The sequence below is a fragment of the Nostoc sp. DSM 114160 genome (genome assembly GCF_053470305.1).
In genome coordinates, this window is record NZ_JBPFGO010000001.1 from 1174831 (window position 1) to 1200689 (window position 25859).

Annotated in this window: 20 protein-coding genes and 4 pseudogenes; 9 read left to right on the forward strand and 15 right to left on the reverse strand. The window is 42.9% G+C overall.

From position 1 onward, the window contains the following. Positions 1-121: 121 nt before the first annotated feature. Positions 122-1012 (forward strand): isopenicillin N synthase family dioxygenase, encoded by an 891-nt coding sequence (locus NSTCB13_RS05500; protein WP_448271632.1) that lies wholly within the window; start codon positions 122-124, stop codon positions 1010-1012. Between the two features lie 207 nt (positions 1013-1219). On the opposite strand, the gene NSTCB13_RS05505 is transcribed toward NSTCB13_RS05500, so the two are convergent. Next, entirely contained in the window at positions 1220-1456 is a 237-nt protein-coding gene (locus tag NSTCB13_RS05505; protein WP_448271633.1) for a hypothetical protein, read from the reverse strand. A gap of 131 nt (positions 1457-1587) precedes the next feature. Here NSTCB13_RS05505 and NSTCB13_RS05510 point away from each other — a divergent pair, with 131 nt between their 5' ends. Further along, the gene (locus NSTCB13_RS05510) at positions 1588-1980 is read left to right on the forward strand and encodes a hypothetical protein (protein ID WP_448271634.1); all 393 of its coding nucleotides are present in this window, start codon (positions 1588-1590) and stop codon (positions 1978-1980) included. A 144-nt stretch (positions 1981-2124) separates the two neighbouring features. Here the strand turns inward: NSTCB13_RS05510 and NSTCB13_RS05515 are convergent, their stop codons facing one another. Further along, positions 2125-2412 (reverse strand): hypothetical protein, encoded by a 288-nt coding sequence (locus NSTCB13_RS05515; RefSeq protein WP_448271635.1) that lies wholly within the window; start codon positions 2410-2412, stop codon positions 2125-2127. Positions 2413-2855: 443 nt separating this feature from the next. On the opposite strand from NSTCB13_RS05515, the gene NSTCB13_RS05520 reads away from it, so the two are divergent. Together NSTCB13_RS05520 and NSTCB13_RS05525 are read left to right on the forward strand one after the other, a co-directional pair. Beyond that, on the forward strand, positions 2856-3995 hold the full coding sequence (locus NSTCB13_RS05520) for an NAD(P)/FAD-dependent oxidoreductase (RefSeq protein WP_448271636.1): 1140 nt from the start codon (positions 2856-2858) through the stop codon (positions 3993-3995). 280 nt (positions 3996-4275) lie between these two features. Next, positions 4276-4701, forward strand: coding sequence for an ester cyclase (locus NSTCB13_RS05525; protein ID WP_448271637.1), 426 nt, complete (start codon positions 4276-4278; stop codon positions 4699-4701). Positions 4702-4830: 129 nt separating this feature from the next. Here the strand turns inward: NSTCB13_RS05525 and NSTCB13_RS05530 are convergent. The 6 genes and pseudogenes from NSTCB13_RS05530 to NSTCB13_RS05555 form a co-directional block, all read right to left on the reverse strand. Further along, positions 4831-4980: pseudogene (locus NSTCB13_RS05530) on the reverse strand (IS701 family transposase); the annotation flags it as partial. A 52-nt stretch (positions 4981-5032) separates the two neighbouring features. Further along, complete coding sequence (locus NSTCB13_RS05535; RefSeq protein ID WP_445632230.1) at positions 5033-6103, reverse strand: glycosyltransferase family 4 protein; 1071 nt, start codon at positions 6101-6103, stop codon at positions 5033-5035. Positions 6104-6271: 168 nt separating this feature from the next. Further along, positions 6272-6835, reverse strand: coding sequence for a type 1 glutamine amidotransferase domain-containing protein (locus tag NSTCB13_RS05540; RefSeq protein WP_445628678.1), 564 nt, complete (start codon positions 6833-6835; stop codon positions 6272-6274). 54 nt (positions 6836-6889) lie between these two features. Further along, a complete protein-coding gene (locus NSTCB13_RS05545; protein WP_448273129.1) occupies positions 6890-8068 on the reverse strand; it encodes a zinc-dependent alcohol dehydrogenase in 1179 nt (392 codons plus the stop codon). Positions 8069-8130: 62 nt separating this feature from the next. Then, complete coding sequence (locus NSTCB13_RS05550) at positions 8131-9300, reverse strand: zinc-dependent alcohol dehydrogenase (protein ID WP_445628679.1); 1170 nt, start codon at positions 9298-9300, stop codon at positions 8131-8133. Between the two features lie 5 nt (positions 9301-9305). Then, positions 9306-9827, reverse strand: a pseudogene (locus NSTCB13_RS05555) (SRPBCC family protein); the annotation flags it as partial. Positions 9828-10689: 862 nt separating this feature from the next. Between NSTCB13_RS05555 and urtA the strand changes: the two are divergent. From urtA to urtD, 4 genes and pseudogenes are all read left to right on the forward strand, one after another. Then, positions 10690-12006 (forward strand): urea ABC transporter substrate-binding protein, encoded by a 1317-nt coding sequence (urtA, locus tag NSTCB13_RS05560; RefSeq protein ID WP_448271638.1) that lies wholly within the window; start codon positions 10690-10692, stop codon positions 12004-12006. A gap of 165 nt (positions 12007-12171) precedes the next feature. Continuing rightward, complete coding sequence (gene urtB / locus NSTCB13_RS05565; RefSeq protein WP_448271639.1) at positions 12172-13332, forward strand: urea ABC transporter permease subunit UrtB; 1161 nt, start codon at positions 12172-12174, stop codon at positions 13330-13332. 27 nt (positions 13333-13359) lie between these two features. Further along, a pseudogene (gene urtC, locus NSTCB13_RS05570) lies at positions 13360-14483 on the forward strand (urea ABC transporter permease subunit UrtC). Further along, on the forward strand, positions 14458-15204 hold the full coding sequence (gene urtD / locus NSTCB13_RS05575) for an urea ABC transporter ATP-binding protein UrtD (protein ID WP_448271640.1): 747 nt from the start codon (positions 14458-14460) through the stop codon (positions 15202-15204). The pseudogene urtC and the gene urtD overlap by 26 nt, the downstream one beginning before the upstream one ends. A 261-nt stretch (positions 15205-15465) precedes the next feature. On the opposite strand, the gene NSTCB13_RS05580 is transcribed toward urtD, so the two are convergent. The 6 genes from NSTCB13_RS05580 to NSTCB13_RS05605 form a co-directional block, all read right to left on the reverse strand. Continuing rightward, the gene (locus tag NSTCB13_RS05580) at positions 15466-17079 is read right to left on the reverse strand and encodes an iron uptake porin (RefSeq protein ID WP_448271641.1); all 1614 of its coding nucleotides are present in this window, start codon (positions 17077-17079) and stop codon (positions 15466-15468) included. 675 nt (positions 17080-17754) lie between these two features. Beyond that, a complete protein-coding gene (locus NSTCB13_RS05585; protein ID WP_448271642.1) occupies positions 17755-19155 on the reverse strand; it encodes a sugar porter family MFS transporter in 1401 nt (466 codons plus the stop codon). A 172-nt stretch (positions 19156-19327) separates the two neighbouring features. Further along, on the reverse strand, positions 19328-20326 hold the full coding sequence (locus tag NSTCB13_RS05590) for an ABC transporter permease subunit (RefSeq protein WP_448271643.1): 999 nt from the start codon (positions 20324-20326) through the stop codon (positions 19328-19330). Next, on the reverse strand, positions 20323-21879 hold the full coding sequence (locus NSTCB13_RS05595) for a sugar ABC transporter ATP-binding protein (RefSeq protein WP_448271645.1): 1557 nt from the start codon (positions 21877-21879) through the stop codon (positions 20323-20325). Before NSTCB13_RS05595 ends, NSTCB13_RS05590 begins: the two co-directional genes overlap by 4 nt. A 274-nt stretch (positions 21880-22153) precedes the next feature. Then, a complete protein-coding gene (locus NSTCB13_RS05600) occupies positions 22154-23206 on the reverse strand; it encodes an ABC transporter substrate-binding protein (protein WP_448271646.1) in 1053 nt (350 codons plus the stop codon). A 144-nt stretch (positions 23207-23350) separates the two neighbouring features. Continuing rightward, the gene (locus tag NSTCB13_RS05605; protein ID WP_448271647.1) at positions 23351-23530 is read right to left on the reverse strand and encodes a hypothetical protein; all 180 of its coding nucleotides are present in this window, start codon (positions 23528-23530) and stop codon (positions 23351-23353) included. A gap of 67 nt (positions 23531-23597) precedes the next feature. Between NSTCB13_RS05605 and NSTCB13_RS05610 the strand changes: the two are divergent. Next, positions 23598-24165 (forward strand): annotated as a pseudogene (locus NSTCB13_RS05610) (IS1 family transposase); the annotation flags it as partial. Between the two features lie 116 nt (positions 24166-24281). Here the strand turns inward: NSTCB13_RS05610 and NSTCB13_RS05615 are convergent. Continuing rightward, positions 24282-25091, reverse strand: a complete 810-nt coding sequence (locus tag NSTCB13_RS05615; RefSeq protein WP_448271648.1) for a substrate-binding domain-containing protein — start codon at positions 25089-25091, stop codon at positions 24282-24284. Positions 25092-25859: the final 768 nt, after the last annotated feature.

The window sequence follows — 25859 nt, forward strand, 5'->3', positions numbered from 1 at the left end:
TTACCCTTTAACCTTTAACCTTTACCCTTTAACCTTTTCCCTTTACCCCTTAACCTTTTCCCTTTTCCCTTTACCCTTTAACCTTTTCCCCTTCTCAGTAAAGATGTGGTATTTTGAATCAATGGTCAAAATTCCAGTAATTGATTTCACTAATTTTACTAAGGGCAACGCAATAACTCGGCAAGCTGTCATCAAACAAATCTATGAAGCTTGTCATGAAATTGGCTTCATGTACTTGCAAAATTCGGGAATATCAAAAAACCTAATCGAGGAAGTATTCGCTCACAGCAAATCTTTTTTCAATTTACCTTTAGAAGTTAAGCAAAAGCAAGCTTGGAGTGATGAATTTAGTAATATGGGTTACGTTGGGATTGAAAGAGAACGTCTTAACCCCAATCAACCAGGCGATTTAAAAGAGGCATTTAATGTCAACAAACAAGCGGTAGGGATAGATGCTTCTCTTGTCACCTTCTACGCTGGTTGTACAGAACTTGCTAATACGATATTACAAGCTTATGCGTTGGCATTGGAATTGCCAGAAGATTTTTTTACTATCAGACATAATCAACAAAATCATACCTTACGACTATTACACTATCCGCCATTGCAGACACCAGCGAAACCCGGACAGGTGCGTGCTGGCGAGCATTCCGATTATGGCAGTATTACCTTGCTTTTCCAAGATGACATTGGCGGGTTAGAAGTACAGACAGTATCTAGAGAGTGGATTGTTGCGCCTGCGATTCCTGATACTGTAATAGTCAATACTGGCGATTTAATGCAACGGTGGACAAATCATCAATTTTGCTCAACTAAGCATCGAGTGATGATTCCCACTGATAATAGGGTAAATCAGTCTCGGTATTCTATCGCTTTTTTCTGTCATCCTAATGATGATACGGAAATTACTTGTTTGGAGAGTTGCCAGAAAGAACAATCGCCTATCTATCCTCCTATCTTGGCGGGAGAATATCTTTTACAACGTTTACAAGCAACTTATGGTAATTCGTAATATTCGCCTTTGGCGAGAAGCAAGCTACGTAATTTGTAATTTGTAATTAAGAAAGACATTAGACCCTCTTGCATAAGTCGAATTACCTCCCTTAATCCCCTCGATGTATTGGCTACGGTGTATACACAAGTCTGAAATAGCTGAGAAATACACGGTTTTACCCCACCCTAACCCTCCCCGTATGTATTGGGGAGGGAACAAGATTTCTTATTTCCCCCCTTTATAAGGCTCGCCTGTATCAACTTCTGCCTTGGCTGGATCGAATTTTGCCTTCACGTTTGAGTGTTTCGCGCACTCTGGATCAAATTCTGCCTTGGCTGGATCGAATTTTGCCTTCACGTTTGAGTGTTTCGCGCACTCTGGATCGAATTCCGTCTTCCCTGGATCGAATTTTGCCTTCACGTTTGAGTGTTTCGCGCACTCTGAATCGAATTCCGCCTTCACGTTATCAGAAGTAGCCGGAAATTACTTAAATTTTAGGTTTTTAAATAAAAACCAATAATTTTACGTATGACAACTTTTGAAACAATTGTCCATTATAGAGTTATGAAAAATTTAAAAAATAAGTAGCAATTATGGCAAGACCAAAACGAAATTCACGTATTCTTGGCAAAGCTGAAACACGTCTAGCAAGCGTTAAATCTATCAATTCAAGTCTAGATGTCGGAGAAGGATTGTCAGTCAAAGATTATACTGGAAAAATCGAAACCCTGCGACAATCTCTAGAAACATACAATACTACCCTCTCCACTATTGATGTCTTACTAACCCAGATCCTTGAAAATGAGCAAGATTTAGCAGATTATTCTGAGAAAATTTTGCGTGGTATTGCTTATAAATTTGGTAAGAATAGCTATGAGTACCAAATGGCTGGAGGTATTCGTAAAAGCGATCGTAAGCCTAATGTGCGTAAAAACGTGGTTTCTGCTGTCAGCGAACCCGCACCTACTGGTTCTTTCATCAAATAGAAAAAGAGACTAGCAATTGCTAGTCTCTACATTTAGGTTATTAGACTTCTTGGCATTGTAGGGAAAAGGAATAAAAAAAACCTTTCCCCTTTAACCTTTCACCTTTTCCCGCCTCTTGCAAAAGTTACTTTTGCAAGAGGTCTATTAGATAAGAATCTGGCGGATTAAAATGCTCATTACCTGATTTGGGTTCTCGGTGGGTACTAGTGGACTCCAGTCTCCAACGCTGGCGTAGCCAATTACTTGTAAATAGTGGATGGTGCTGGTAACGGCTTTGGCAGAACCAATCAATGTATGTTTAATCGGTTCTCGCCGGGGTAATGGTTGTCCGGTTGGTTGATGGCTGGTGGATGTATCGAAATTTTCCCCAGACAAAAACTGTTTTAACTTGGACTGGGCAGATTCTGGTAATTGTGACATGATTATATTCATACTCCGATATTGGGGTTTATATAAAGGCGATCGCTGTCTTCTTTGCGGGATTTGGCGATCGTCTTTATCGATTTTGGGGTTTAGATAGGGGCAATAGCTGTCTTCTTTGCGGGATTTAGCGTTCGCCTCGATCGTACTTTAATGCTACTGTATAAAATTATACTTGTCAAGCAGTAGTTGAAAAATTTTTATTAGTAATTATCGAGTTTTAAGGGAAATAAATTATGCATAATTTTAGTAATATTAGTTATTAAAAATTCTCCATAAATGGAGAGACTTGAAACCTTTTTTAAATTTCAGATTTTGAGTCTAATCCAAAACTTGTACTGAGTTTCGACTGCGCTCAACTACCGCGTAGTCGAAGTATCCAAAATCTAAAATCTAAAATTGTCTCGGTCATTATCAATTACGAATTACCTTGACCTATTCATAATTTGCAAAATATGAAAACCTACGACTGGATTGTTGTTGGTGGTGGAATTACAGGTGCTACACTCTCCTACGAACTAGCAAAGAAAGGTTTTGCTGTACTTTTGCTAGAACAAGATGTTACACCACAAAATGCAACTCGCTATAGTTATGGTGGGCTGGCTTATTGGTCTGGTACTACACCACTCACTCGGCGATTGTGCGAAGAAGCGATCGCACGTTACCGTATCTTATCTCAAGAGTTAGACGCTGATATTCAATTTCGGGAATTAGATTTATTACTGACTATTTCAGCCGATAACGACCCAGAAGCAACTGCGGCATCATATAATCATTTTGCCATTCCACCGCGTTTACTCGATATTCAAGAAGCTTGTGAGTTGGAACCGCAGCTAAATCCAGAGGCAATATCTGGGGCTTTAACTGTCAAACACGGTCATATTCACCCAGAAAAAACATCACTTGCTTACATCCAAGCTTTTGAGCGTGCTGGGGGTGAAATGCAAATTACCCAAGTATTGCAAGTATTGCAAGATGGTGTACAAACCACCACTGCAACTTTCCACAGCGCTAACGTTGTCGTTTGTGCGGGTGGACTCAGCCGCCAGTTGCTTAAATCTGCTGGTGTTTCCATCAAGCTGTATTTTACTCACGAAGAAATTATTGAAACCCCAGCCGTTGATGTCAAGTTACGCACCTTAGTTATGCCAGCGAATCTGCAACGGTTTCAACTAGAAGCTGAATCTACTCAAGTTGATGAATTGTGGGATGAACTTGGTAATGAATTAGTACCGCCAATTTTAGATGTGGGTGCAATTCAGTTTCAAGATGGTAGTATCCGCATCGGTCAAATTAGCCGGGCGATCGCAGATCCTCATACCAAGGTAAACTCAGACGTAAGCGAAAAATGGTTGCGAAAAGGTGCTGGTCAAATTTTACCAGCATTAGAGCATTTACCAGGAACTTGGTATCACTGCTTAGTGGCATTTAGTAGCAATCAACTTCCCTTAATTGGTGCTATTCCAGGATTGCAAGGCGTCCATGTTTTCTCTGGATTTAGTAATCCCCTAGTACTTATACCACCTTTGGCAAAACGCTTTGCTAATTTTGCAACTGGCCAAGAAGATGAAATTATTACACAAATGCTAATCTAAGGTGATTTGTGACAAAGAATCTACCCAGGTTGACGAGTTTCGACTTCGCTCAACTCTTGATTCTTTAGTTGGTTGAGCGAAGTCGAAACCAACGGCAGCGGTAGATTTATTAACGAAAATTGCCTAAAGACCCGCAGTGAAAAACACAAATATTACTGATGCTGGCACATTAAGCGCTGCACTGATTTTAATTCAATCTCATACTTGGTTAATTGACAATAGTGCATCTTGTCTGGCTAAATAAATAACTAGAGTTCGCTTAATTAGAGGAATAGCAGCAATGTCTTCCATTGAGGACAACAAAATCATTGCTCAACGGTGGATGGAACTTATTAGCGAGCATAAAATCGAAGAAATTTGCGAGATAACCGCCCCGAATTGGAAAATGCACGGTGGTTTACCAGGACTTCCCCTCGGCCCTGAAGGGGTACGTAAACTCTTTGGTTCATTTGGGCCTATCGAGCAGCAATGGACAATTGAAGACATAATCGCTGAAGGTGACAAAGTTGTTGTGCGTGCGACTAATACCTGCATCCAAGAGAGTTTTCTTGGCATACCAAGTCGCGGCCGTCAACAGACATTCACCGCTACGTTCATTCATTATATTGTTGATGGTAAGATAATTGAAACCTGGCGAAACGCTGACGACCTTGGACGGGTTCTTCAGCTTGGCGCACGGATTGAACCAGGAATATCTGAGTCATAGCAGTAGTTGATAAAAACTATGGTTGTGTTAACCAGCTACCTGTTCAGCACAGACCAGAATTTTGAAAACAGATAAGTAGATAAACATAATTAAATATACTAGGGCTTACGCATTGACAGAAAGTTGATACTATGCGGTCAAGCCCAATTTCTGTGTTAGGTGTTCTAGAATAAAGTCACGAGCTACTTGAAGAGATAAATTCCTTTGGATTTCATACCAATTTTCAATTAACTCTTCGGAGCGCATTAATTCTAGTTGTGTAAAAGCTCGAATTGCACTAAGTTGTCTCCATAGTTCTACTCGTTGTGTAAGCAACGACTCTATCTTATTGCTATGTCCAGGTTTCGGGGTACATCATACTAAGGTCTTCGGTTGTACGACTAGCAAACTTGCTGTAGACAGCTTCGTAGCCATCTGTCATCTGCTTAATCGTGAAGTTTCTCAGCACATGCTCTTGGCAGATGTAGCGGTTTAGCTCAGGCACTCTATCAATGGCAGAGAGACAGTCTTTGACTGAGCGACACAAAAATCCTGTCTTACCGTGAACAATCACTTCAGAGGTGGAACCCAAATTCATAGCAATCACAGGTGTACCTGTTACCATCGACTCAATCATCACCAGTCCAAAGGGTTCACGCCAGGTAATCGGGAATAGAGTCGCAACTGCTCCTCCCATCAGGAGGCTCTTTTGGGCATGGTTAGCTTCTCCCAGGTATTCAATCTGCGTTCCATCAATGTGAGGTCTGATCTGTTGCTCGAAATAATCCACATCAACTACATCGACTTTACCTGCTATCTTTAAGTGCCAGCCGGAACGTTTAGCAATTTCGATCGCTAAATGCACCCCCTTTTCAGGTGACATTCGACCCAGAAATGCAAGATAGGGAGACGACTCTGCCTGCGGGTAAAACTTGTAAGTCATTGGATCGATGCCGTTGTAGACAGTGGCAACGTAATTGAGTCCCACTCTTGGTTCTCGCTGCGCGTTGGAAATGCTGACAAACGGCTGAGAGCGAGCATACTTGAACACCTTTTCATTATCTGGTGTCAAGATGCCATGCAGCGTATGAATGGTCGGTGTCTCCACCAATCTGGCGTAGGGTAGTGCAGGGTAGCCAACGTGAGAGTGAATGACATCAAACTTGTGCGCCTGTTCGTACACTCGCATTAGCTGCAATGTTTCGTAAACGCTTGGTTCCTTAACGGTAGGGTCTAAGCTCAATGCCTGTGAGTGAACAGATTCTATCTTGGCAAAACTACTCGAATCACCCGATGCAAACAGAGTCACTTCATGACCACGACGAATGAGTTCTTCAGCCAAGAGACTAATCACCAACTCAATTCCTCCATAAGCAGGAGGCGGTACTTGTTCCCACAATGGAGCAACTTGAGCGATTCGCATCACGATCTCCTCAGGATGTATACAACTAGACCTAGTAGTTCGCCAAGTGAACTTTGCATGGTGGCAAGCACCTTGGGCTGGGGAAGCTCTTGAGGCAGAGGGAGAAAAGACATTCTGTACTCCCCCTGCTTGTTCCATACCTGTTCTCCTGATTAACGCTCCGAGTCCTCACACAATCTGCCGTACCTGCCCTGCATGGCTGAACAGCTCGATCATTTCCCGATTGAAGGCTGGGATGTCGTCTGGCTTGCGGCTCGACACGAGGTTGTTATCAACTACAACTTCCCGATCTACCCACTGGGCACCTGCGTTCTGGAGATCGGTCTTGAGCGACGGCCACGAGGCGATCCGCCGTCCGCGCACCACATCTGCCTCGATCAGAGTCCAAGGCCCGTGGCAGATCACCGCTACCGGCTTGTCGGTATCGAAGAAGGACTTTATAAACTCGATCGCCTTAGCTTGAGTCCGAAGTTGATCTGGATTGGCAACACCACCGGGAAGCAGGAGGGCATCATAGTCGGCTGGATTTACTCGATCGAGGGGGACATCTACCGGGAAAAAATCCCCTTTGTCAAAATGGTTCCAGCCCTGAACGCGATCGCTCTTAGGTGAAATAATGTGGGTTTGAGCACCTGCTGACTCAAGGGCAAGCTTTGGTTGAGTCATTTCAACTTGCTCAAAGCCATCTGTAACCAGAATGGCAACTTTCTTATTTGTGAGCTCTTCTGTCATCTCTACCTCCTAAAGTGTTGGCTAGACTTGGTTTTTTCGTGTTCTTGTGGGGTTTTAGGCAGCCTGACCTGGCTTGAGCACGATCTTGATACAGTTGTCCTTCTTGTGTTTAAAAATTTCGTAGCCGTGCGGTGCTTGTTCTAGCGGCAGACGATGGGTGATTACAAAAGATGGGTCGATATCGCCATTTTGGACGCGCTCGAGTAACGGGCGCAAGTACTTATGAACGTGCGTTTGTCCCGTTTTAAACGTCAAAGCTTTGTTCATGGCAGCACCCATCGGTATCTTGTCTACAAAGCCGCCGTAAACACCAGGAATTGAAACAGTGCCACCTTTGCGACAGGCAACAATCACTTGCCTTAGGGCAGTGGGTCGGTCGGTTTCCATACGCACGGCTTGCTTTACCTGGTCGTAAAACGCATCAGGGCCCGTACCGTGGGCTTCCATTCCCACAGTATCCATGCAAGCATCGGGGCCGCGACCACCCGTCATTTCTTTCAATGCTTCACCCACCTCGACTTCCTCATAGTTAAGGACTTCTGCCTTGCCGTCTTTCGCCATCTGTAGGCGTTCGGGAACTCGATCGATCGCAATGACGCGCTCGGCACCTAGCATATATGCACTTCTAATGGCAAACTGTCCGACTGGACCGCAGCCCCAGATTGCTACAGTATCTCCTGGCTGGATATCACAGTTTTCCGCTGCCATATAGCCAGTGGGGAAGATATCCGTCAGAAACAGGACTTGTTCGTCTGTTAGTCCATCAGGAATCTTGAATAAACCGACATCGGCAAAGGGAACGCGGGCATATTCAGCTTGACCTCCAGCATAACCGCCCATCATATGGGAGTAGCCGAAAAGACCAGATGGAGAATAACCCATCAGTTTTTCCGGTATCCAGCCGTTGGGGTTGGAGTTATCGCACAGCGACCACAAATCTTTTTGACAAAAGAAACACTGACCGCAGGAAATGGTAAAGGGGACGACAACGCGATCGCCTATCTTCACATTCTTGACGGCACTGCCTAGCTCGACGACCTCCCCCATAAATTCATGACCAAGGATGTCGCCCTTTTCCATCGTGGGGATGTAACCGTCATAAAGATGTAAATCAGAACCGCAAATCGCCGTTGACGTGATTTTAACAATCGCATCACGCGGATTGATGATTTTTGGATCGGGTACTGTATCAACTCGTACATCGTTAGCGCCGTGCCAACAAAGTGCTTTCATTGTTTTTCCTTTTTTGTTAATTGAACGACTATTAACTATTAGCCAGTCTTCTATGAGCCATTTCAGGGCAGCAAGAGAACTTTTACGCACCCGTCTTTTTTGTGTTTGAAAAGCTCGAAGCCTTGTTTAGCTTCTGCTAGGGGCAAGCGATGTGTGAATACAGCAGATGGATCGACTTCGCCCGCCACAATGCTCTCCAGCAACCTCGGCATATACTTCTGCCCGTGCATTTGTCCGGTTTTAAGCGTCAAGCCTTTGTTCATGAAAGCACCCATCGGCATCTTGTCTACAAAGCCAGCGTAAACGCCCATGATTGACAGGGTGCCGCCTTTACGACAAGCAAGCATTACTTGCCGCAGCACGGTAGGGCGATCGGTTTCTAGTCCGACTTTTTGCTTCGCTTCATCGTAGAATCCTTCCAGCCCCATACCGTGTGCTTCCATTCCCACTGCATCAATACAAGCATCGGGACCGCGACCACCTGTCATTTCTTTTAGGGCTTCGCCAGCATCGACTTCTTCATAGTTGATCGTTTCCGCTTTAGCAAAGTCCTTAGCCAGTTGCAGACGGTGGGGAACTCGATCGATACCAATCACGCGCTCTGCACCCAACATATAGGCGCTACGCATGGCGAATTGTCCGACCGGACCACAACCCCAGACTGCGACGATATCTCCACGCTGAATATTACATAAATCTGCTCCCATGTAGCCGGTGGGAAAGGCATCGCTGATCGGCAGCAGTTTTTCATCGGGAATGTCTTGGGGAAGTTTGAGAGCGCCGAAATCAGCGAATGGCACGCGCACGTATTCCGCGTCGCCACCAGCATAACCACCAAACAAGTGTGAGTAGCCATAGATACCCGACGTACCAAAGCCAAACAACTTCTCCTGCATCCAAGCGTTGGGGTTGGAGTTATCGCACAGCGACCACATCTGCTTTTGGCAGAAGAAACACTGACCGCAGCCGATCATCGAAGAAACAGCTACGCGATCGCCCTTTTTCAGTTTCTTGACTTCACTGCCAGTTTCGACGATTTCCCCCATGAACTCATGACCCAAAATGTCACCCGGTTGCATCGTCGGAATGTAGCCATCGTAGAGGTGCAAGTCAGAACCACAAATGGTTGTTGATGTAACTTTGAGGATGGCATCGCGCGGGTTGAGGATTTTTGGATCTGGCACTGTTTCCACCCGTACATCGTTAGTGCCGTGCCAGCAAACTGCTTTCATAATCTTTAACCTCCCTTTGGTTGACCTTCTGTTGTTGCAATCTCCCCTGCTTCCATCAGCATTTTGAAGCGGCGTAAATCATCTCCAATCTGCTGTTCTGGTTCTTCGCCGAAGAGTTTGGCAAACACAGATGCAATCGCACCACCAGGCGGGTTATTATATTTCGTGACGACCTTTACCTCTGTACCGCGATTGGTCGGTGCTGGCTGGAAGCGGACAGAACCAGAGTTATCAAAATCTGCACCTTCAACCGAAGTCCAAGCAATCAATTCGTTTTCCCGATCTTCAATGATGTCTGCATCCCATTCAACACTCACACCTAACACCCCACTGGTCGTCCAGTGCGATCGCTTATTATTGTGTACTTTTACGTCTTTGAGATGCTTCATGAAACGCGGCAAGTTCCCAAAGTTATGCCAAAAGCGGTAAAGTTCCTCTGCTGGTTTGCTAATCGTTACCGTCTTTTCAACTTTAATTGGTTGGCTCATGTCTATTATCTCCCGTGCTTGCTGTATGGTGCTTTGTTTATCGCAGTTTGGACAAACAAATTTGTCCAAACCCTAATACCAGGAGCGGAGAATAGTGTAGAATAAAAGCTTATTAGCGAGAGGCATGTAGAAGTCTCTTGAAAAAATTTACCCTTCGTATCAGCCTTCTAGACTACTAAAAAAATTAACAACTACAAATCAACACCTGAACCTTAAAGCTTTCAACTAAACCTAACCTCTAACTAAAGAATGAGATTAGTGTTAAGTTAGTTGGTTCTAGCTTATACATTGGCGTCATGCTAGGGAAACTGTCACCTATTGCAATCTAGACATTCAAACATAACTTGACAAGTGTTTCACTCCAGGATTTTTAGATGCTTAACTTTGCCGAGAATGTCTTCTTTTAGGCAAAGTATACTGGGAGTAGGCTCCCCAGCATGAGGCTTTGACCTATGTTAATTCATCCCGCTTCACTTCCCTTTAAGGGGATGCACATAGTCCATTTCCTGTCAATGCGTAAGTCCTATATACAATCAACTCATAGTTTGTAGTGAGCGATTTATCGCTCAGAGCAAGGATTATCGGGACTGAAGTCCTTACTACAAACTTGAAATTTAATTATGCTTAGATACTTGGCAGTTTTTAACTGTTTAGAATCAAAGACGTTTGTGGAAGAGAAAGGTTTTATTCTTCCATAACGTGTTACATAGATATGAGAATCTTTATAAAGTTAATAAAGCTTAATCTTAAAAAGTTTGTTTTTTATTACAAAAACAAACTTTTTTGTATAAGGCGTCACTTTTTACTAGTAAACTATCGCACTATTATCACACTTTAAAGTTTGATATTGTCAGCTTTCTATTAAGTTAGCTGATTCATCTACAGGAAAATTCATAAAAAGATGAGAAGGCAATTTAATCGGCGCAAGTTTATAATCTACGGTTCTTTAACTTTTGGCAGCAGCTTTTTTTTGAAAGCTTGCGCGAATAATTCTCCAACTGCGACAGAGAGTCGAGCCGCACCTCCTACGGCTTCACCAGCGGCGGCTACTGCTGGTGACACAATCAAAGTAGGTATTTTGCACTCTTTGAGTGGTACGATGTCTATTAGTGAAAAAAGCGTTGTTGATGCTGAAAAGTTAGCAATCCAAGAAATTAACGCAGCTGGTGGTGTCTTAGGTAAACAAATTGAAGCAATTACCGAAGATGGCGCTTCTAACTGGGATACTTTTAGAGAAAAGGCAACTAAGCTAATCGATCAAGATAAAGTCGCTGTAGTTTTTGGTTGTTGGACTTCTGCTAGCCGCAAGAATGTTAAGCCAGTATTCGAGAGCAAAAATCACATGCTCTGGTATCCCGTGCAATACGAAGGTCAAGAGTGTTCTAAAAATATTTTCTACACTGGCGCTGCACCCAATCAACAAATTGAACCATCTGTTGATTGGCTGTTAAAAAATAAGGGCAAAGAATTCTTCTTAGTTGGCTCTGACTACGTTTTTCCCCGAACAGCTAATACCATCATTAAAGCTCAATTAGAAGCTTTAGGCGGAAAAACAGTTGGTGAAGATTATTTACCTCTAGGCAATACAGAAGTTACACCAATTATCACTAAAATCAAGCAAAACTTGCCCAATGGTGGCGTGATTTATAACACCTTAAATGGTGATAGCAACGTTGCTTTCTTCAAACAATTAAAAGGGGCTGGATTGACACCAGATAAATATCCCTCCATGTCTGTAAGTATTGCTGAAGAAGAAGTCAAAGCAATTGGTGTAGAGTATCTCAAAGGTCACTATGCAGCTTGGAACTATTTTCAAACAGTAGATACACCTGCTAATAAGAAGTTTGTAGCAGCTTTTAAGAAAGAATACGGTGAAAACCGGGTAACAAATGACCCAATGGAAGCAGCATACATTGCAGTTTATTTGTGGAAACAAGCAGTCCAAAAAGCTGGTACTACAGATATAGCTAAAGTCAGTGCTGCGGCTTATGGTCAAACTCTAGACGCGCCTGAAGGTAAAGTGACAATGGATGCCAATCATCACATATCCAAAATTGTGCGGATTGGTCAAGTTAGACAAGATGGTTTATTTGATATTGTCTATACTACTCCTACACCAGTTGAGCCAGTTCCTTGGAATCAATTTGTGAAAGAAACTAAGGGATTTGCTTGTGATTGGAGTGACCCTGCTAAGGGTGGTAAGTTCAAGAAAGTTTAATTTATTAGTCATTTCTCGTTTCCAGGTAGAACCTGGAAATGCTGCTCATTGCGGCTCTGCCGCGAGTCAGGAGGCAGAGCCTCCTAATAGGCATTCCCAGTCTGAGACTGGGAACGAGGCACACGAGACACTAACTACTCGCTGATAGCTGTTGTGGAGAAATAAGTGTTAGCAGGATTTTTAGAAGCTGTATTTAATGGTATTAGTATTGGCGCGGTATTATTAATCGCAGCGTTGGGACTGGCGATTATATTTGGCTTGATGGGTGTCATCAATATGGCGCATGGTGAATTGATGATGTTCGGCGCTTATACAACATTTGTTGTGCAAAATGTCTGCAAACAATTGGGTGGGGTGTGGTTTGAAGTCTATATATTTTTGGCTTTGATTATTGCATTTATATTCACGGCTGCTGTGGGATTGATTTTAGAAAGAGGTGTGATTCGTTATCTCTATGGCCGCCCATTAGAAACTTTACTAGCAACTTGGGGAGTAAGTTTAATTTTTCAGCAGTTTGTTCGCAGTGTGAATTGGGTATTGATAATTGGTATCGGCTTATTTTCTTTGTTGTTTTTTGGAGGTTTATGGATTTTAAATTCTCGCACTGATTTGGGAAGGGTTCGTAACTGGATTGTGGCGGTGATATTTTTATTATCGCTGGGGGTGACAATCACAACGGGCAATTTATTAAGTCAAACTTATCAGTTAGCAGTAACTCAACCTTGGTTTGGCGCTCAAAATGTCGATGTCACAGCACCGAATTGGTTACAAGCAGGGATATCTTTAGGTGGTGTGCAATTACCCTTTGCCAGATTATTTATTATTGTTTTAACAATAATCTGTGTGGCAGGAATTTACTTATTTTTACAGCGTTCTAGCTGGGGTTTAAGAATTCGGGCGGTGACACAAAATCGGAGTATGAGTGCTTGTTTGGGTATCCCAACTCAAAAGGTGGACGCGATTACTTTTGCACTGGGTTCTGGTTTAGCTGGTGTGGCGGGATGTGCGATTAGTTTACTCGGTTCTGTGGGGCCAAATACGGGACAAAACTATATTATTGATACTTTTATGGTGGTTGTGGTTGGAGGTGTGGGCAATTTAGCCGGGACGATTGTGGCGGCGTTGGGTATTGGTACGGCTAATTTTTTAATTGGTTCTGGGACTTTGGCTTTGTTGTTGACTCCTGTTAAACCTTTGGTAGATTTCTTTACTTTTTTTGCCACCACAAGTATGGCCAAGGTGATGGTATTTGCGCTGATTATTGTGTTTTTACAGTGGAAGCCTGGGGGAATTTTTCCGCAGAAGGGACGTACTGTTGATGTTTAAACCGCCAAGACGCAGAGGACGCAGAGAATGAAAAGGAAGGGGGGAAGGTTAATTTTAATTGAAGTGGGGGTGGTAGTCGCGATCGCACTCCTCCTTATAATTATCATGCCACTGCTGCTTACGGAGTTTCGCCTGAATTTGTTGGGACGATTTTTATCGCTGGCGATCGCAGCTTTAGGTATCGATTTGATTTGGGGTTATACTGGTTTACTAAGTTTGGGACATGGTATTTTCTTTGGTTTGGGTGGATATGCGATCGCAATGTACCTGAAGCTGCAAGTCCCCACTGGAGAATTGCCTGATTTCATGAGTCTTTATGGGGTTACAGAACTTCCCAGTTTTTGGCAACCTTTTTATTCGTTTCCTTTGACAATAGCTGCTGTGGTACTAATTCCGGGGTTATTGGCGGGATTGTTAGGATATTTGGTTTTCCGAAATCGCCTCAAGGGAGTTTATTTTTCTATCTTGACTCAAGCCGGAACTATTGTATTTTTCAACTTCTTTAACGGTCAACAACAATTTTTCAACGGCACGAACGGACTGATAGATTTTACAACTTTGTTTGGCGCAACGGTGAGCGATGCCAAGACGCAGTTTGTTTTCTACACGTTGACGGTAGTGTTTCTCGCAGCCACTTACGGAATTTGTCGCTGGTTGACAACTGGGGACGCTTTGGCAGGTTATTAATAGCGATTCGTGATGATGAAAGTCGGGTACGATTTTCTGGGTACGACCCTACAGATTTTAAGGTGTTGGTGTTTGCAGTTTCCGGTGCGATCGCAGGTATAGCAGGAGCATTTTACACGATTCAGAGTGGTTCTGTATCACCCAGAGCAATGGATATTGCCTTTTCCATTGAAATGGTAATTTGGGTAGCTGTAGGGGGACGCGCTACTTTAATTGGGGCGATTGTGGGAACTTTGTTAGTAAATTATGCCCGCACTTTTTTAAGCGAACAATTTGCTGAAATCTGGCTATTTTTCCAAGGCGCACTATTTTTGATAGTCGTTACAGTCCTTCCCGACGGCATTGTGGGATGGTTGCGCAGTCAGAATATTTCTCTTTTTAACCGTCGTCAAGAAATTGCGACATATCCCACCTTAGAAGAAGACCTCGAAGTGCAACATGAACGCGAAAATATTGGAAACTGAAAATGTAACTGTTAGCTTTGACGGTTTTAAGGCTTTAAACCAGCTTAACTTTAGTATGGATGTGGGGGAATTACGAGTCGTAATTGGTCCCAATGGTGCGGGAAAGACAACCTTTCTAGATGTAATTACGGGGAAAGTTCAGCCAACCGTGGGGCGAGTTTTATTCAAAGGAAGAAACCTGCGTTCTTTACCTGAATATAAAATTGCCCGATTGGGAATTGGACGCAAGTTTCAAACACCTCGAATTTACCTTAACTTAACGGCCCGCGAAAATTTAGACATTACCAGTCATAAGAAGAAAAATGTCTTTTCTACTTTATTTGAACGTTCTCATGCTGTGGAAAAGAATAATATTAAAGGATTATTAGAAACTATCGGTTTAACGCCGAAAGCCGATATCAAAGCAGCTTTACTTTCTCACGGAGAAAAGCAACGTTTAGAAATTGGAATGTTAGTAGCACAGTCTCCAGATTTATTACTTGTAGATGAACCCGTTGCTGGTTTAACAGATGAAGAAACCTACAACATTGGCGAACTACTTTTAGCACTAGCGCAGAGTCATTCAATTTTAGTAATTGAACATGATATGGAATTTGTGCGTCAAATTGCTAAGAAAGTAACGGTGTTACACGAAGGTTCGGTATTGTGCGAAGGTAATTTTGAAGAAGTGCAAAATGACTCTCGTGTGATTGAGGTGTATCTGGGAAAACAGGAAGAATAAATTTTTAGCTCTACAAGGCTTGAGCGATCGCACTCAATTTGCGACGCCGAAATGGTTATACTTCCATAACAATTGCACAAAGATTTCTCTCTCATGACATTGACAAACTCCTTGTTCTTGTGGAATGAAACAGCCCTGCGATATATTGGGTGGAAACTTGAAATCTTGCGCTCTCCCCTTCACAAGCGATGCCCTGAGCTTGTCGAAGGGGGGAGGGTTGGGGAGGGGTGATTCAAAGATTTTTGCAAGAGGTCTATTCAGTTAAAAATCGAAGGTTGTGCGAAGCACACCCACATACTGCGTATCATTTCTGCTGTCGTTTTCTGGGTTGAGAATCACCCAAAAACCAGGAGTCACCGAGATGTTGTCATTCAAGCGGTAGCGATAAAATGCTTCGATATGGTAAGCGTTATCTCGGTCTTGACGAACATCACTGTTAGAGACATGGGGTGGTATACCAAAGAGAATTCCTGGGAGATTGCCTCTACCACCCACATCGGGAAACGAAACACCAATCGCCCCAAACCAGACATTGGCATTGGCACCATTGTTCACAAATAGAGAATCTGTTCCACCTCTACCATTGGAAACATCACTCAAACCAGAACTCTCGGCATTTGCCCAAATATATCCACCCCAAGCGTGGACTTGGAAATTCGGGGAGAAGCGATAGTATCCCTGTGTGCCGACAATATCGTTGGAAGTAGCAATGTTGTTGCCAAAGGGAGCGTTTGACAAGACGCTACCCGTCCCGGCGGAGATATCGGGTACTCCACCAGGGCTATAGCCATGAGAGTAAGCAACACCGATCGCTCCTTGCTTACCATAATAGGCTAAGTGCGCTAAGGCATTGTAGCCGCCATCAAACAAGCCGTTACTAGCCGATGGCACATTGGGATTGTTTGCTAAATAGCCCAAGGTGAGAACCAAGTCTTTGGTGATGTTCCAGTTAGCGGCTGCACCGCCGCCACCTCGCCGGAATAAGGGACTGTACGATCCAAATAATGAGGGAACTCCATTGCCGTCGTCAGCAATTGTGGGGGGAGTGACGGTGGTGGAAATGTCGGTGTAACCAATGCCTGTAGGCCCAACAACGAAGTTAAGGGAATCACTAACTGGGAAGTAATAACGGATGTGGGGGACATAAAGTGTCTCGTTGCTGTCATAATCGAAGTTCAGGCGTGTCATCCCTGTGCCTGTGGCTGCGGCAATTTGGCTGACACCGTTGGAATTCGCAAAGTTACCAAATTCTAGCCGGACTCGCAATAAATCTTTGCCAGTGAAACTACTCTCAAAGTTGAGACGACCCCGATTTGCAAAGTAGATGTGGGATTCATCATCTTCGCCACCGACTCGATCGCCAAAGCTATCACTAATGGCGGTAATAATTTGAGCATTCAACCTAGTAGTTGTAGAAAACTGCTGCGCCTCTAATGTTGCTGTATGTGCCTCTAAGGTATCTACTCGTCCGCGCAGAGTTGTCAGTTCTGCGGCAAAGTCTTGCTGCAACTTTTGCATTACTGCTAAATCTTGCTTATTAACTAAATCGTTAGTAGCTGTGGCAATTAACTCATTAATCCGATCCAAACAAGCATTTAAACCTGCGGCAAATTCATAACGGGTTAAGGCACGGTTGCCGCGATAGGTGGAATTGGGATAACCTGCAATACAACCGTAGCGTTCCACTAACGATTGCAATGCACCAAACGCCCAATCGGTTGGTTGTACATCAGAAAACTGGGAAACAGAAGTGACTTGCCCCTGCAAAGTCCTATTAGCATCTACTGCATTCGGATCGTTTTCTGGAGGTGCTGCCCAAACTGCTGGAATTGCCAAAAATAAAATAAAAAAGCTAGGAAAAATAGTTTTTAGCATTGATTTATTAATTGAAAATGGTTGAATTATCAGCTGGTAACGAAACAAATTACCCTCGAATCAGCTGATTTTTTAGTGGTTGACTGAAGCGAGAGTTTATATCTAGTTCACCAAATTAATTTTGATAAGTTTGTAGCGAGTGGCTCTAACTCTCATCTAAGCACTAAAGTGCTTACTACAAACGTAAAAATTCAGCATTCAAAACTCAAAAGTCGTAATTTAACGTGAGTTCGACGAGTGCTATTTTGACCTCTCCCCCAGCCCCTCTCCTACCAGGAGAGGGGAGCAAAAAGTTTTCTTTTCTCGTTACTCTTCCCTCTTTTTACCCAGACGCTACGCGTTGCCTAAAAGGAGAGGGAGGCTGTCCGGGAGAGGTCTGTCGAACTCACGTTAATTTCAAAGAAATGCAGCATGATTATAGCAATTCCTGGTTTCGTGAGGTACAGAAATAATGTTTTTAAACGCAGAGGAGCGCAGAGTCAAACGCAAAGGTACGCAGAGGCTTACCTAATTTTATTAGTGATTTACTCAGTACCTCAGTAGGTCGGGAAACGCTATAGTACATTTATGTATCCAATTTTCTCCTAATTCTTTAACTATTCTGAATTCGGAATTTTGACTTGTGAATTCTTACCTTAAAACTCGTAACAAAATCAGACTTGATGAGACTACAAATTACATATCTTCTAACTCAATCCCTTTGGTTTCTTTAATAAAAAAGAGAATGAAAAAGAATGAAGTAGCTGCTGCAATTGTATAGAGTCCATAGGCAGAACCTAGACCGAAATATTGCAGTATCGGAGGAAATGTTGTGGAAACGAGGAAATTAGCAACCCATTGCATAGCAGCAGCAATCGAAAGTGCGGCGGCTCGAATTTTGTTATTAAACATTTCTCCCAACAGCACCCAAACCACTGGTCCCCAAGAGAAACCGAAGCAAAATACATAGAAGTTGGCTGCAATCAGAGCTATAGTGCCGGCGCTGCCTGTAAGATTGGGGTTTCCAGCAGCATCGAGGGGAGCATGGCCAAAAAGATAAGCCATCGTCCCTAAGGTCAAGGTCATGCCAATCGACCCTAGTATGAGTAAAGGCTTGCGACCAAATTTATCTACGAAGGCGATCGCAATCAATGTTGTAATAATGTTGACGGCTCCTGTAATCACCGTGATTGATAAGGAATCTTTTTCGGAAAAGCCGACAGCTCGCCACAAAACGCTGCTGTAGTAGAAAATTACATTAATCCCAACAAATTGCTGTAATACAGATAAGCCGATTCCTATCCAAACAATTGGCAGCAGTCCGCCACTTCTGCTTAAGAGGTCAGAAAACCTGGGTTGGCGTTCGCGAAGCACTGTCTGCCGAATTTCTTCGATTTTTGGCAGTACGTCACCCCCTAAAATCTTGGTCAGAACGTTAGCAGCTTCTGGTTCTCGTCCTTTGGCAACCAAATAACGGGGAGATTCAGGAATTGTTAAAGCTACCATCCCGTAGAATACAGCTGGCGGGACTGCTGTCCAAAACATCCAGCGCCAAGCTGGAACCCCAAACAAAAACGGCGAGTCTGCTGAACCTGCTGACACAGCGATAAAGTAGTCGCTCAATAAGGCAACGAAAATTCCGACTACGATCGCTAATTGTTGCAGAGATCCTAACCTTCCTCGCAAATGGGTGGGAGAACATTCGGCAATGTAAGCTGGCGCAATGACGCTAGCAACGCCGATGCCAATCCCACCCAATAATCGCCAAAAGATAAAATCCCAGATTGTGAAGGCTATTCCAGAGCCAATGGCACTGATAGTAAACAATGCCGAAGCGACCACCATTGCGTTGACTCGACCATAACGGTCTGCAATCTGTCCGGCAAAGAAGGCTCCTACCGCAGACCCCAGCAACGCTAGGGACACTGCCAGCCCTGTCACCCAACTACTGGTATTAAAAGCTTTTGCTAAAGATAAAACCGCACCATTGATTACAGCAGTGTCAAAACCGAATAAAAACCCGCCGAGGGCAGCGGCACCAGCAATCAAAATTACATAAAACGTGCTGGCTTTACGACGAGTAGTAGTGGAGGTCATAGTTTATATATTTATTATTGAAGATGGGGAATTGGGCATTGGGCGTTAGGAGTGCTGAGTAATGAGTAATGAGTTAAGAGTTAGGAGTTAGGAGTTTTGTTTATCCCCTTGTCCCCTCATCTCCCTCATCTCCCCTGCTCCCCTGCCCCCTGCCCCCTGCTCCCTTGCTTGTTTACCGTCTAGAACGTCTGCGTAACCGATCGATCGTTACTGCCAAAATAATTACTAGGCCTTTGACGACTAGTTGCCAGAAGTAAGATAGGTTCAACAGAGTTAAACCGTTGTTGAGAATCGCAATAATCAATGCACCGAGAAGAGTGCCGCCAATGGTGCCAATACCGCCTGTAAAGCTGGTTCCACCTAGAATAACAGCTGCGATCGCATCTAATTCATAACCCTGACCTAATACGCCACTGGCACTATAAAGACGGCTGGCGCTCATGATTCCTGCTAAACCTGCCAGTAATCCGCTAATACCATAGACGAATAGCAACACGCGATTAACTTTAATCCCTGTTAATCTGGCTGCCCGTTCGTTACCGCCAACAGCATATATCTGCACTCCCAAAACAGTTTGTCGCAGCACAAACCAGCTAGCGATTACGGTCAGTAGCGCAATGATTACTAGCCACGGTAGGGGGCCGACATAATTATTACCCACCCAAGCAAAATTTATGTCTGGGTTAATCAGCGTTGCTCCCTTGGCAACTAAAAAGGCAACACCCCGCAAGGCTGTAAGTGAACCTAATGTGACAATAAAAGGTGGCACATCCAAAAAGGTGATGAGAGCGCCATTGATTAAGCCTAAAAGTAATCCCGCCAGCAACGCAGCAGGCACGGCCGCCCAACTTAAAGCCGGCAGCAGCGATACCAGTAAGGCAACTACGGCAGAAACAGCCAATATTGACCCAACTGAAAGGTCAATCCCTCCGGTGAGAATCACAAAGGTCATTCCTGTGGCCAGCACAATATTGATTGATGACTGACGCAAGATATTGACGATGTTACTGCCTGTGAGGAAGTTGGGAGAAAGGAAGGCAAATAAGATGCAGATAATTACTAGAATTGGCAAAATACCCGCAACTTCCAACAGAGTGCTGATTGATTTCCGGTTGCGAGCTGCGGGATTGTTGGCTAATTTATTGGCAGGCGGTCTGACTGTCTGACTCATAATGCTGATACCTCCGATGCTCCAGTTGCAAAATGCATAATCTTTTCTTGGGTGATTTCTTTGCCAAGACTGCCGTCCAGTTCGCCTACCAGTTGTCCTTCTCGCATCACTAAAACGCGATCGCTCATACCGACAATCTCCGATAGTTCGCTGGAAACCATTAAAATAGCAACACCTTGCGCTGCTAATTCGCTCATAATTCGGTAAATTTCACTTTTAGCACCGATATCTACGCCGCGTGTTGGCTCATCTAACATCAAGACTCTCGGTTTAATGGCTAACCAGCGCGCTAGCATTAGCTTCTGTTGATTACCACCAGAAAGATCCAATGCTCTGATTTCCAAATTGGCTAGGCGGATATTAAAGTTTTCTACCGCATCTGTTGACAGCCGATTAACTGAACTCCAGTCAACAACTCCACCCTTTGCATCCTCCTTGAGTGTGTTGATGGCAATATTCTTGCGGGCGCTCATCTCCAGAAATAAACCTTGATCTTTGCGGTCTTCTGGGACGTAGCCAATTCCCGCAGCAATGGCATCACTGGGCGAATTAATTTCTAGTTTTTTGCCATTCAAAAATACTTCACCACTGGCTTTGCGGTCAGCACCAAAAATCAGCCGGGATAGTTCTGTGCGTCCGGCACCAACCAGCCCCGCTAAACCGAGAATTTCCCCCGCATGAAGTTCAAAACTAGCCGGCTCAATCTTCTGACGGACATCGCTCATATTTCTGACTTCCAGCACTACTGGCCCAGGATTCATTTGCCGTTGATGTTCGTAAAAGTCTTGCATGGAGCGACCGACCATCATTTGCACCAATCGCTGTGGAGAAATTTCACTGCGTGTCAGACTGCCAATATATTGACCATCGCGCAGTACGCTAATCCGGTCAGCTAAAGCATAGATTTCTTCCATCCGATGGCTGATGTAGATAATCGCAATGCCATCATTGCGTAGTTTGCGAATTACCTCAAATAAATGGTCGCTCTCGCGGTCAGATAGTGCTGCTGTTGGTTCATCCATCACCAAAACGCGGCTTTTATCCTTCAGCGCCCTGGCAATTTCCACTTGCTGCTGTTCTGCGATCGATAATGTACCAACTATAGTCTGGGCTGTAAAATTGGCTCCAAGACTTTCCAGCACTTGCTCTGCTTCCAGTTGCATAGCTTTGCGGTCTAAAAACTGACCTCGCCGCAACTCGCTACCCATAAACATATTTTCGGTAACGGTTAAATTTGGTGCAACATTCAGTTCTTGATAAATAAGATTAATTCCCGCCTTGCGTGCTGTCGCCGGATCGGTAATTTTCAGGGGTTGACCATTGATGCGAATTTCTCCTTCATCGGCAATGTAAGCCCCAGCCAGGATTTTCATCAATGTGCTTTTGCCTGCTCCGTTTTCACCCATGAGGGCGTGAACTTCTCCTGAATAAATCGTCAGATTGACATTTTGGAGCGCAGATACACCATGAAATCGTTTCGTAATCCCTTGCATTTCTAATACAGGGGTGGTGGTTGGTGTATCAGGAAATGAGGTTTTAATATTTGTTGTCATGAGCAGAACCTCTAAAAACAATTTTTAAATTGCATCGTGAGTTAGAAATCGATGAACTCACACTTGCTTGATGTGAAATTAAAATCATCACAAAATCATGTTTTAAAAAGCGATCGCTATTTTGGAAACTTCTAAACGTCGTCTTCCAAAATTTAGAACTTTTCGCAAATGCATATATATACATCATGGCTATGTGCAAAAAGTCTGTCAATGCACCAAAAGACTCAACTCAGATTAGAAATAATTTGCATTGTAAATTTACAATTTTTATTATTTACCAGCCTTTTTCTGTGCTGACATTATCTTTTGTAATCAACTTAACTGGAATCAAAATTGTAGGATTGCTAGGTTTGTTCCCATTTAAAATGTCGTTGCCAACTTGAACTGCTTTTTGCGCCATTCCTCGCGGATTTTGAGTAGCAGTTGCAGCATATAAACTGTTTTTAGAAGCGATCGCAGTGATTGCTTCTGGCGCACCATCAACCCCAACAATAAAGAATTCTTTACGTTGTGCTTGATTAGCCGCTAGTTCTGCGCCAACTCCACTCGGATCGTTGATAGCAAAAACAGCATCAATCTTCGGAAAGGTTGTCAGCAAATCAGTCATCACTCTGAGTCCTCCATCCCGACTACCGCCTGCATTTTGGTTTTTAGAGAGAATTTTGATATTGGGATATTTAGACAATACATTCTCGCAGCCACTAACACGCTGAATTACCGAATCTACTGGCGGGCCGTTAACTATTACTACATTGCCTTTACCTTTGAGGCGGTCAGCAATATATTTGCAACTAACTTCTCCAGCTTGGGTATTATTAGTAGTGATGGTGGCATCCACACCTCCCTCAGCACCTGTGTCTACGGCAATGACAATTCTACCTGCTTGTTTTGCTTTTTCAACTATTGGCTTAATGCCACTTTTATCAGCAGCGTTCAAAACAATGATGTCAGTATTTGCAGCCGTAAAATTTTCAATTTGATTGGCTTGTTGGTTAAGGTCATAGGCACTAGAAGCTATAATCACATTGACATTTTTCCCGCCAATTCTCTTCGCTTCTGCCTCAACTGCTTCTCCCATAACAACGAAGAAAGGGTTACTTAAATCGCCAACGGTGAAGGCAACCGATCGCAACTTTTTATTCCCACTGGGAATTTTAGTTTCTGCACTAGTATTGATAGCTGGTTTAATATCAGTGTTAGTAGCAGTGTTGTCATTGGGAGAACTATTTGTACAGCCGACAAGGCTACCACTAATGATACCTAATATGCTAGCTGCGATTACGCGAAGCGCAACCCCAGAAGTAAGCGAAATCTTTTTTACATTCATATATCTCCTAAAAGTCATTCTTACTTACACCAAATTTAGAAACGATGTATTCAAAAAACAGAGTAAAGTATGGCAACCCTCCTATATCAAGCCTTTTCTATGTGTTGTAAATATAAATTACGAATTACGAATTACAAATTAGTATTACCAGCCTTTGTAGCTGCTAAGGTTCTCTCTAGTCACCAACTTAACTGGAATCAGAATCTCAGATGATTCAGGTTTTTTGCCCTGGATGATATCATTTCCAATCTGAACTGCTTTTTGAGCCATTGCTGCGGGATTTTGAGCAGCAGTTGCAGCAAATACACCATTTTTGTCTTCCATTGCTTTGGTTGCATCTGGCGATCCGTCAACCCCAACAATAAAAAATTCGGTGTTGCATAATTAAGGGATGAACTGTCCTAATTGTGCATCTACTCATATACGTAAGAACGGGCATCGTCGTGGTAAGCAGAACTACATCTGTGTGCGATGCGATCGCCAATTTGTAGAATCATATTCAAAGCGAGGTTATTCAGATGAAATTAAGAGACAATGTTTGACAATGTATGTTAATGGTACAGGTTTTCGAGCAATTGAGCGACAAACAGGAGTTAACCATAATACGGTAATTCAATGGGTGAAACAAGCCGCAGACCCCTTACCTGATGCACCGCCGAGTATTGAAATTCCTGAAGTAACCCAAGTGGATGAATTGGAAACTTTTGTTGGTAAAAAAAAACAAGAAATGGATTTGGACGGCAGTAAATAAAAGCTATTCGGGAATTCTCGCCTGGGTATTAGGAGACCGTAGTGCAAAAACCTTTGAAAAGTTATGGAAGATTATCAAGTGTTGGAGAAGCTATTTTTATGTAACAGATGGATACCCGGTTTATCCATGTTTTATTGATCATGGAGATCATATTGTTAAGAAAACATATATGACGAGAGTTGAAGGAGAAAATACAAGATTAAGACATTATTTGGCTCGCCTCCATCGTAAGACTTTGTGTTATTCCAAATCAGAGGAAATGCTTAGGCTTTCAATTAAATTATTACTTCATTACCTCCATGACGGTTTTGTCACCCTTTAAGCCTAATTCATCCCGCAAATATGCAACACCAAAAATTCATTGCGTTTTGCTTGTCTAGCAGCTAAATCTGCACCCACACCGCTTTGATCGTTCGTGGCAAAAACGGCATCAATTTTCGGAAAGGTTGTAAGCAAATCACTCATGACTCTGAGTCCGCCATCCCTAGATCCTTCTGCGTTTTGTTCTTTAGAGATGAGTTTGATATTAGGATATTTGGACAATGACTTCTCGCAGCCACTTACGCGCTGATTTATTGAATCCATCGGGGTACCGTTGAGGATGACTACATTACCTTGACCTTTGAGGCGATCGGCAATATATTGGCAAGCAACCTCACCAGCTTGGGTATTGTTGGAACTAATCATTGCATCCACATCTGCATCAACGGCTGAATCTAATGCAATAACAACTCTACCTGCAAGCCTTGCTTGGTCAATAACTGGTTTAACTCCTTTTTTATCAACAGCGCTGAGGATAATTAAGTCAGTATTTGCAGCTGTAAAATTTTCGATTTGGTTGGTTTGTTGGTTCAAATCGAAGGCACTGGAAACCGCATTAACTCTGATATTACCGCCGATTTTTTGAGCTTCTGTCTCAGTCCCCTTCTGCACAGCATTATAGAAAGGATTGCCTAAGTCACCCAAAGCGACGCCGATTGTTTGCAATTTTCTATTTGAAGTACTAAGACTCTCTGCGCTTATATTAGTAGCCTTGTTAGTAGTATTAGTAGCAGTGTTACCATTTTCAGCGCCATTTGTGCAACCAACAACTACAAAACCTAATATACCAGCTATGAGCGAAATTTTATTCATATTCCTCTGTTTCTAACAACTGATTTAAATTGGATAAAGGTCATAACCAGATAAACTAGGTCTGAAAAACTTAGACTTAACCTAGCGTTACTACTAACTTTTGGAATTGAAACTCAAAAAAGCTTGTTATTTGACTTAATGGGAGTTATTGCTATTAGTTTCACGAACCCAAATGTTTTATTTTTAAAGCAAACTTACGAAGATTACACTACTTCAAATATTTACATTATTTTTGAGTAAAATTACTTCGTAGTGCATAGCCTGAAAGTAGCTTTTAAGTGAAACTTCCCAAAATTAGTTTTATTAAACTTATAAGTCTTTATTTGTTTTGAATTTATTTCATTTTATCCCGACCCAGTAAAAAAAATTAATTTGTTTATCGAACTTTACATTTGTAAAGTGTTTAAATCTTTCGATAGAACTCAAAGTCTTGATTCCAAAGCATTCGGATAAATTAGGCTATTCCATATTATGATTGATGTTAAAAACGTTAACATTTCTCAATCAATCTCCTTCAGAAAAGATACATTAGAGTAGAGAGCTTTTTGATTGATAGTACGGAATTTCGGAAAATGTAAACATCCTTTGGTTAGATTTTTCAAATCAACTTTCATCAGCTTGACAAGTGTATTTATTTGTTATTCCTCTTTTATTACATGCAGGCAATAAAAGAGTAAACAAGATAATGTTTTTAAGCTTGATTAGGGATAAAGAAAGTTTGCATACTAATTTTTGTTCTTACTTTCTCCCATCAAAAATAGAAGATTG